The organism is Rhodococcus sp. ENV425 (assembly GCF_002887785.1).
In the GTDB taxonomy this organism is placed as follows: Bacteria; Actinomycetota; Actinomycetes; order Mycobacteriales; family Mycobacteriaceae; genus Rhodococcus; species Rhodococcus aetherivorans.
Map to the genome: position 1 here is coordinate 7813 of NZ_PCZU01000302.1, position 7358 is coordinate 15170.

Annotated in this window: 7 protein-coding genes; 5 read left to right on the top strand and 2 right to left on the bottom strand. The window is 71.0% G+C overall.

Annotated features, from left to right (window positions below; genetic code table 11):
- Positions 1-1316: thioesterase domain-containing protein (locus CQZ88_RS32165; protein ID WP_258008867.1), on the top strand; the 1316-nt coding region annotated here is incomplete at its 5' end.
- Positions 1317-1539: 223 nt separating this feature from the next.
- Here CQZ88_RS32165 and CQZ88_RS28650 read toward each other — a convergent pair.
- Positions 1540-1893, bottom strand: a complete 354-nt coding sequence (locus tag CQZ88_RS28650; RefSeq protein ID WP_102800636.1) for a VOC family protein — start codon at positions 1891-1893, stop codon at positions 1540-1542.
- A 215-nt stretch (positions 1894-2108) separates the two neighbouring features.
- Here CQZ88_RS28650 and CQZ88_RS32330 point away from each other — a divergent pair, with 215 nt between their 5' ends.
- The 4 genes from CQZ88_RS32330 (at position 2109) to CQZ88_RS28670 (ending at position 6743) form a co-directional block, all read left to right on the top strand.
- Positions 2109-2477: an HNH endonuclease gene (locus CQZ88_RS32330; protein WP_044475987.1), complete on the top strand. Its 369-nt coding sequence runs from the start codon at positions 2109-2111 to the stop codon at positions 2475-2477.
- Between the two features lie 1138 nt (positions 2478-3615).
- Positions 3616-4068 (top strand): redox-sensitive transcriptional activator SoxR, encoded by a 453-nt coding sequence (soxR, locus tag CQZ88_RS28660; RefSeq protein WP_006936821.1) that lies wholly within the window; start codon positions 3616-3618, stop codon positions 4066-4068.
- Positions 4069-4191: 123 nt separating this feature from the next.
- Positions 4192-5223, top strand: a complete 1032-nt coding sequence (locus CQZ88_RS28665) for a tyrosine-type recombinase/integrase (RefSeq protein WP_006936819.1) — start codon at positions 4192-4194, stop codon at positions 5221-5223.
- Positions 5224-5369: 146 nt separating this feature from the next.
- Complete coding sequence (locus CQZ88_RS28670; protein ID WP_050035279.1) at positions 5370-6743, top strand: NAD(P)/FAD-dependent oxidoreductase; 1374 nt, start codon at positions 5370-5372, stop codon at positions 6741-6743.
- Positions 6744-6801: 58 nt separating this feature from the next.
- On the opposite strand, the gene CQZ88_RS28675 is transcribed toward CQZ88_RS28670, so the two are convergent.
- On the bottom strand, positions 6802-7248 hold the full coding sequence (locus CQZ88_RS28675) for a PaaI family thioesterase (protein WP_006936807.1): 447 nt from the start codon (positions 7246-7248) through the stop codon (positions 6802-6804).
- Positions 7249-7358 lie beyond the last annotated feature (110 nt).

Sequence of the window (7358 nt, forward strand, 5' to 3'; positions counted from 1 at the left end):
CCGAGATCGACGCCGCACTCACCGGACACCGGGACGTGGCGTTCGCCCACACCATCGGCCACACCGCCCCGTCGGGGGAGACCGTCCTCGTCTCCTACGTGCTGCCCGCCCCCGGCACCGCCCCCGGCCCCGCCGACATCAGAGAGCATGTGTCGCAACACCTTCCGGCGCACATGGTGCCCACGGCCGTGATCGTGCTCGACAGGATCCCGCTCACGCCCGCCGGCAAACTGGACCGGCGCGCCCTGCCGGAGCCGGACTTCTCGGCGCTCGGCGGCGCCTACCGCGCCCCGGCCACGGACCTCGAGCGCACCGTGGTGGGGGTGTTCGTCGAGCATCTCGGCCTCGACCGGGTCTCGGTCGACGACAACTTCTTCGACCTCGGCGGCACCTCGCTGCTCGCCACCCGGATGCTGCCGGCGCTCGGCGAACGTCTCGGCCGTCCGGTCCCGCTGCAGTCGATCTTCGTCCATCCGACCCCCGCCGGCCTCGCCGCCCACCTCGGCGGCCCGCAGGAACGCACCGGCATCGACGAGGCCCTGCAGGTGCTCGTGCCGCTACGTGAAGGCACCGGCGCACCGCTGTTCTGCCTCCACCCGGCCGCCGGCCTGTCGTGGGCGTACGCGCCGCTCGCACAACGCATCGGCGGCGACCGGCCGGTCTACGGGCTGCAGCTGCCCACACTCAGCGGCGGCCCCGCCCCGGAGTCCGTCACCGCGCTGGCCCAGCGGTACGTCGAGGAGATCCGGCGCATCCAGCCCCACGGCCCCTACCACCTGCTCGGCTGGTCGCTCGGCGGCGTCGTCGCCCACGCGGTCGCCGTGGACCTGCGCCGGGCGGGGGAGCGCGTGGACACCCTGGCCCTGCTCGACAGCCACCTCAGCGTCCGGGGCGCCGGGTCGGTCGGGGTCCGCGACATGCTCCGCGACCTCGGCGTGCCGGTCGACGCCGAGCAGGACCCGACCTACGACCAGGCGTCGGCGCTCCTCGACGCCGCGCTCGGCGGCGGCACCGGCCTGACCGCCGCGCACCTCGAGCGGATCCACCGCGGCTCGGCCGCCGCGTTGCGGGCCGCCCGCCGGCACACGCCCGCCACCTTCGACGGGGACGTGCTGTTCTTCACCGCCACCCGGTCCGCGGCACCGGCGCCGGCGGTCGCGGCCTGGCACAACGTGGTGTCGGGGGAGATCCACCAGTACCGGATCGACTGCGACCACCACGAGATGGTGGCCCCGCACGCGGTCGAGGCGATCGTGCGGGTCCTGTCGGCGCGGCTGGCGGACACCGCGATCACCGGCGCGGGCCCGCGGGGCTGAGACCACCGCCCGGCACATCGGGGCGGACCGGATCGACCTCCCGGTCCATAACGTCAGAAGGCGACCGCGCTTGCGCGGCCGCCACGTCCCGGCGATCTCGCCCTCGATGAGCACTGCGCGCGGCCCTGACGAGCTGCCGCCGGCCCCTCCGGTCATATATCCGATCCGGCGCGTCGACCCAGAACAGGTCGGCACGCGGCGGGGACGTGGGGTCTGCGACCGATCACCGCCCGAGCGGGCTGTAGAAGACCAACCCGTTGCCCTTGTTGTCGTACACCACGGCGCGGCGCTCGTGCGCGTCGTCGTACGGGCCCTTCACGATGCCGCCGCCGGCTTCTTCGATGCCCTTCGCGGCGGCGTCCACGTCGGCGGTCTTGATGCCGACGACCACCTGGCCGTGGATCGGATGGTCGATTGCGGTCGCGAGTGCGAGAGTGACCCCGCCACCGTCGAGGGCCGCGAAATGAGCGCCGTCGCGGAACTTCAACGCCATGCCCAGGGTCTCGCTGTAGAACTTGATCGACTCGTCGAGATCGTCGGTCGACAGCACGATCATCTTCACTTCATGGCCGCTCACGAAAGTCCTCCTTCGGCGAATGTCCGGAAAGCCTAACGGGATCGACACCAGGGAAGCGAGAGTCGATCGTCCCTTCGAGCGCCGCCGGTCGACCCCTCCCAGTCCGATTTTTGTCACAGTGACGTATTAGGGTCGATGAATTTTGTGCGGCGCGAGGGGAGGGGAGGCGGTTCGAGGCCGGCGGTGTCGGCAGCGCCGCTGGTTACCATCGACGAGTGGACCGTGCCGCCAGACTCGTGCTCGCTGTCGACCGTCAGGGCGGCCGATGCCTGTGGTGCGGCAGACGGTTCGGGCCCCTGGTACCACCGACCACCGAACACCTCGTGCCGCGAGTCAAAGGCGGTCCCAGCATCGCCGCCAACGAGGCTGCCGCGTGCCCGCGGTGCAACGCGGATCGCGGACACATGGGCCCGATCGACTGGCTCGCACAGTGCCGACACCGACACGGATGGACCCCTCAGGCGAGTCTGCTGGCAACGCTGCTGACCGAGTTGAACCTCGAATTCGACAGCGCGGGTGGACATCGCCGCGCCAAGCGCTACCTGTCCGGCCAGCTGCGGCGTTGCCGACCCGGCGACCGCTGAGGGACGCTGACCGGGATTCACCCCAGCAATCGTCACTGTGACGAATTCCTTCGCGAGAGGCCCGCAGGGGGGCGAGGGCACGCCACGCCGGAGCACGTGGTCGATTGCTGATCCCGGGGTGGCATCCGGCCGCTCGGCGGCAGGCACGTCCGGGCTCTGGGCGGCGCGGTTCGGCAGCGAGCCCGCGATACAAAGTGCCCGACGTTGCGCCGCGACGCCGAAAGCCGAGCAGATGAACGTCGTCACGACGGGCAGGCTCGCGACATCCTCGACACCCGACCGGATCCCGCGTCGGCGAAAAGGCTGGTCACGGCCGGTACCCTTATTGCCGATAATCTACATTATGTCAACTAACGGATCGGAGAACTCCCCAGCCGGGATCGAATACAGCGCCGTGGTGGTCGACGCCCCGCGTCGCGACGGCGGAGGTGATCGAGCAGACGGCGGATTGGATCCGCTCCGGCAGCGACGCCCGCCGCCTTGGCAACGCCAGGAACGGCGGGCCGCCCCATGGAACGGCCGGTGCGCTGCTGCGACGTTCTTCGGCGCGACGGCCGATCTCCACATACGGGATCACGACATCTCGCAGACGATCCGACCTGCCGTAAAGATATACCGCACGGACCCGTCCCGACGCCCCTGCGGCGCGCGACGTTCGGTATGGACGAGACCTCCTCCCCGATGCCCGAGCACCCCGACGGCCGGGAATGCCCCGCGCCGCCGGCGACCGGCCGGCATGCCCGGCCCCACGGCGCACCGCGTCGATCCTCTCCTCGGGGTCGGCGCCGCACTCCTCGCCATTTATAATAACGATTATGATGGATAATCACCGTTATCCATCATGCGCGGCAGAGGTCGCGGCGGGACGCTCCCGGATGCCGGCGGAACGCCGCCGTGTGGGCAATCCCGGGGTCGCCGCCTCCTCCCTTGCGCCCCGGGCGCGACGAACCGGCCCGCGTGCGGGTGAGCGCCGGGAAGGCAACCCTCGCGCTCGTCCCCGGGCGGCGATACATCTCGCCCACCCCCTCCCGTCCCGGACCTCTCCCCGCACGGCACCCCCTTCCGCGTCGACGTAGATTCGGGTTCGACAGGTATGGTCGGTTCCGCCGGGCCGGCCCGGGGTACGGGAGGGACGTCGATGCGGCCGAGCGTGTGGTTGACCCCGGGCGAGCTGTCCGCCCGCTCCGGGGTGGCGGTGTCCGCGCTGCACTACTACGAGGCCCGCGGCCTGATCGACAGCAGGCGCACCTCCGGGAACCGGCGCACCTACCGGCGCGACACGCTGCGTCGCCTGGCGTTCATCCGGGTCGCCCAGGGCGTCGGAGTCTCCCTCGACGAGATCCGGGAGGCGCTCGATTCGTTGCCGGACAGCCGGGTGCCCACCGCCGCGGACTGGGCCCGGCTGTCGCGGCAGTGGCACGACCGGCTCACCGAGCGGATCGAGGCGCTCACCGCCCTGCGGGACAGTTTCACCGACTGCATCGGTTGCGGCTGCCTGAGCCTGGCCTCGTGTCCGCTGGCCAACCCCGGCGACGTGCTGGGAGCGCAGGGGCCGGGACCGCACCGGCTCGGCAGGTCCGTGCCCCGATAGGAGTCCGGCACCCGCGCCCCGCCTCGGGTCCCCACTACCCTTTCCTGTTGTCACACCGTTCCCGTCGGTCCCGGATGTCACACTGGTATCGCACAGGTGTACGACCGGTACGTGAGGAGGGGCATGACGAGCCGGGTGGATCCGGGGTTGCTGGACTGGGTCGCCGCGTATCTCGAGACGTTGCAGACGGCGAAGCGGTCGGCGCACACCGTCAAGGCGTACCGACTGGATCTGCAGGCGGTGTGCGAGGAACTCGGCGTCAAGCTCTCGGTCGCCCCGGAGGACCTGTGCGTGCAGGACATCACGATCCGGGCGATGCGCTCGGCGTTCGCCGCGTTCGCGCGGGAGCGGCAACCGGCGTCGGTGCGGCGGGCCTGGTCGGTGTGGAACAGCTTCTGCAACTTCCTCGTCTCCGAGGGGGTGTCGGAGGGCAACCCGATGGCGTCGATCGCCCAGCCGAAGCGGCCGCAGCACACCCCGAAGTCGTTCACGCCCAAGGCGATCGGTCAACTCGTCGACACCCTCACCGTCGAGGCGCAGCGCCCCGCCGCCTCGGGCCGGGAGTGGCCTCAGCGCGATCTGGCGCTCATCGCGACCCTGTTGCTGACCGGCATCCGCTCGGAGGAGCTGATCCGCCTCGATCTCGGCAGCGTTCTCGGCGGCACCGAGGCGCCCGTGCTGCGGGTGATGGGCAAGGGATCGGTGGAACGGCGGATTCCGCTCGAGGAGAGCTGGACGGCGATCGTCTCCGGGTACCTCGAGGAGCGCTACACGCGGTTCCCCCCGTCCCAGCGGTCCCGGCGCGGCGACGACGAGACGCCGGCGGTGTGGGAGCGCTATCCCCCGTCCGATCCGTTGTTCGTCGGCGCCGACGGCCGGCGCATCACCCGCGGCACGCTGCAGTACCGGGTGCGGCGGATGTACCGGATGGCGGGCATCGAGGGTGAGCGCAAGCGGGGCGCCCTCGCGCACGCGCTGCGGCACACCTTCGCCACCAGTCTGGCCGACGGCGGCGCGACGATGGTGGAACTGCAGCAGTTGCTCGGACACCGGTCGCTGCAGACCGTGCAGATCTATACGTCGGCGACGGACGACGCGGTCCGGCACGCCGCGCGGCACAATCCGGTCTACGGGCTGCTCGACCGGCGCGAGTGAGGCCCGGCGCGCGGGGGCCGGCCGGTGGCGGGACGCGTAAGCCTGTGGTGAGCGGGTATTGCTGACAGACTGGGGGCGGCGCGGGAGCCCCGTCGCTCGTCCCGCCACCGGTTGCCCGGTCGACCCGAGACATCGAGGAGCACGGAATGAGCATCCAGTCGGTTGAGCCACGTCGTCACCATGTCGTGGTGATCGGATCCGGATTCGGGGGCCTGTTCGCCACCAAGGCCCTCGCACGTGCCGACGTGGACGTCACCGTCGTCGCTCGGACCACGCACCACCTCTTCCAGCCGCTGCTGTACCAGGTGGCGACGGGCATCCTGTCGGTGGGCGACATCGCGCCCCCGACCCGCCTGGTGCTGCGCAAGCAGAAGAACGCGCAGGTGCTGCTCGGCGACGTCGAGTCGATCGATCTGACGCAGCAGACCGTCACGTCCCGGTTCCTCGAGCACGAGACGGTGACGCCGTTCGACAGCCTGATCGTCGCCGCCGGTGCCGGGCAGTCGTATTTCGGCAACGACCAGTTCGCCGAGTTCGCGCCCGGCATGAAGACGATCGACGACGCGCTCGAGCTGCGCGGCCGGATCCTCGGGGCGTTCGAGCAGGCGGAACTGTCCGAGGATCCGGCCGAGCAGCGGCAGCTGCTCACGTTCGTGGTGGTCGGGGCGGGCCCCACGGGGGTGGAACTCGCCGGGCAGATCGCGGAGCTGTCCCATCACACGCTCCGGGGCGCGTTCCGCACCATCGATCCGTCGTCGGCGCGGGTGGTGCTGCTCGACGGGGCACCGGACGTGCTGCCGGTGTACGGGGGCAAGCTCAGCGCCAAGGCCCGTCAGACCCTCGAGAAGCTCGGCGTGGAGATCCAGCTCAACGCGATGGTCACCGACGTGGACGCGACGGGCCTGACGATCAGGGAGAAGGACGGCACCGAGCGCCGGATCGAATCGCAGTGCAAGGTGTGGTCGGCGGGCGTGTCGGCGAGCCCGCTGGGCCGGCAGCTCGCCGAGCAGTCCGGCGCCGAGGTCGACCGGGCGGGCCGGGTCCAGGTGAATCCGGACCTGTCGCTGCCCGGTCACCCGAACGTGTTCGTCATCGGCGACATGATGTCGTTGGACAAGCTGCCCGGCCTGGCGCAGGTGGCGATGCAGGGCGGTAAGTACGCGGCGCGGCAGATCGTGGCGGGCCTGTCCGGTCACAGTCCGGCCGAACGCAAGCCGTTCAAGTACTTCGACAAGGGTTCGATGGCCACGATCAGCCGGTTCAGCGCGGTCGCGAAGGTCGGCAAGCTCGAGATCAGCGGGTTCGTCGGCTGGGTGGCCTGGCTGGGGATCCACCTGCTGTACCTGGTGGGGTTCTCGAACAAGCTGTCGACCCTGCTGTCGTGGGCCACGACGTTCCTGACCCGGGGCCGCAACGAGATGGCCTCGACGGAGCAGCAGGTGTTCGCCCGCAACGCGATCGATCGGCTGCAGCGGCACACCGAGGAGGCCGAACGCGGCAGCCGCCGCGCCGCGGGCTGAGTCGCGGCCGCCGCCGCGCCGCGGGCTGAGGCCGGTTCCGGTGGCCCCACCGCTGTGGTCAGCCCCCCAGGGCGTCGGGATCGAGGATGTTGGCGAGGCGCACCTGCCCGTGGGCGACGGTGCGGTCCTGTTCGTCGGTGATGGCGACCTGCCACAGCTGCTGGCTGCGCCCGCGCTGGATGGGGGTGGCGGTGGCGGTGAGCACACCCTCGCGGGTGGCGCGGATGAAGTCGGTGTTGTTGTTGACCCCCACCACCTTGCCGCGGTCGCCGAGCCAGATGCTGCCGGCAAAGCTGGCGACGGACTCGACGACCGCGCAGTAGACGCCGCCGTGGACGATGCCGAACGGCTGGTGCTGGGTCGGGGTGACGGTCCAGTGCGCGCGGACCCGGTCCGGGCCGAGTTCGGTGAACTCGAGGCCGAGGACGGAGCCGAAGCCGTTGTTGTGCTGTTCGGTGACGGCCGCGGGGTCGGTCAGGTGCTCCTGCGTGGGCAGATCGGTCATGTGTCACTCCGTCCGGGTCGTGCCAGCTCCCTGGCGCGGGCCCGGCGGCGGTCGCCGGGTCTGGAAGGGATGCTAGGACATCGCCGGTGGCACGCAGTGCCGGGACGAGC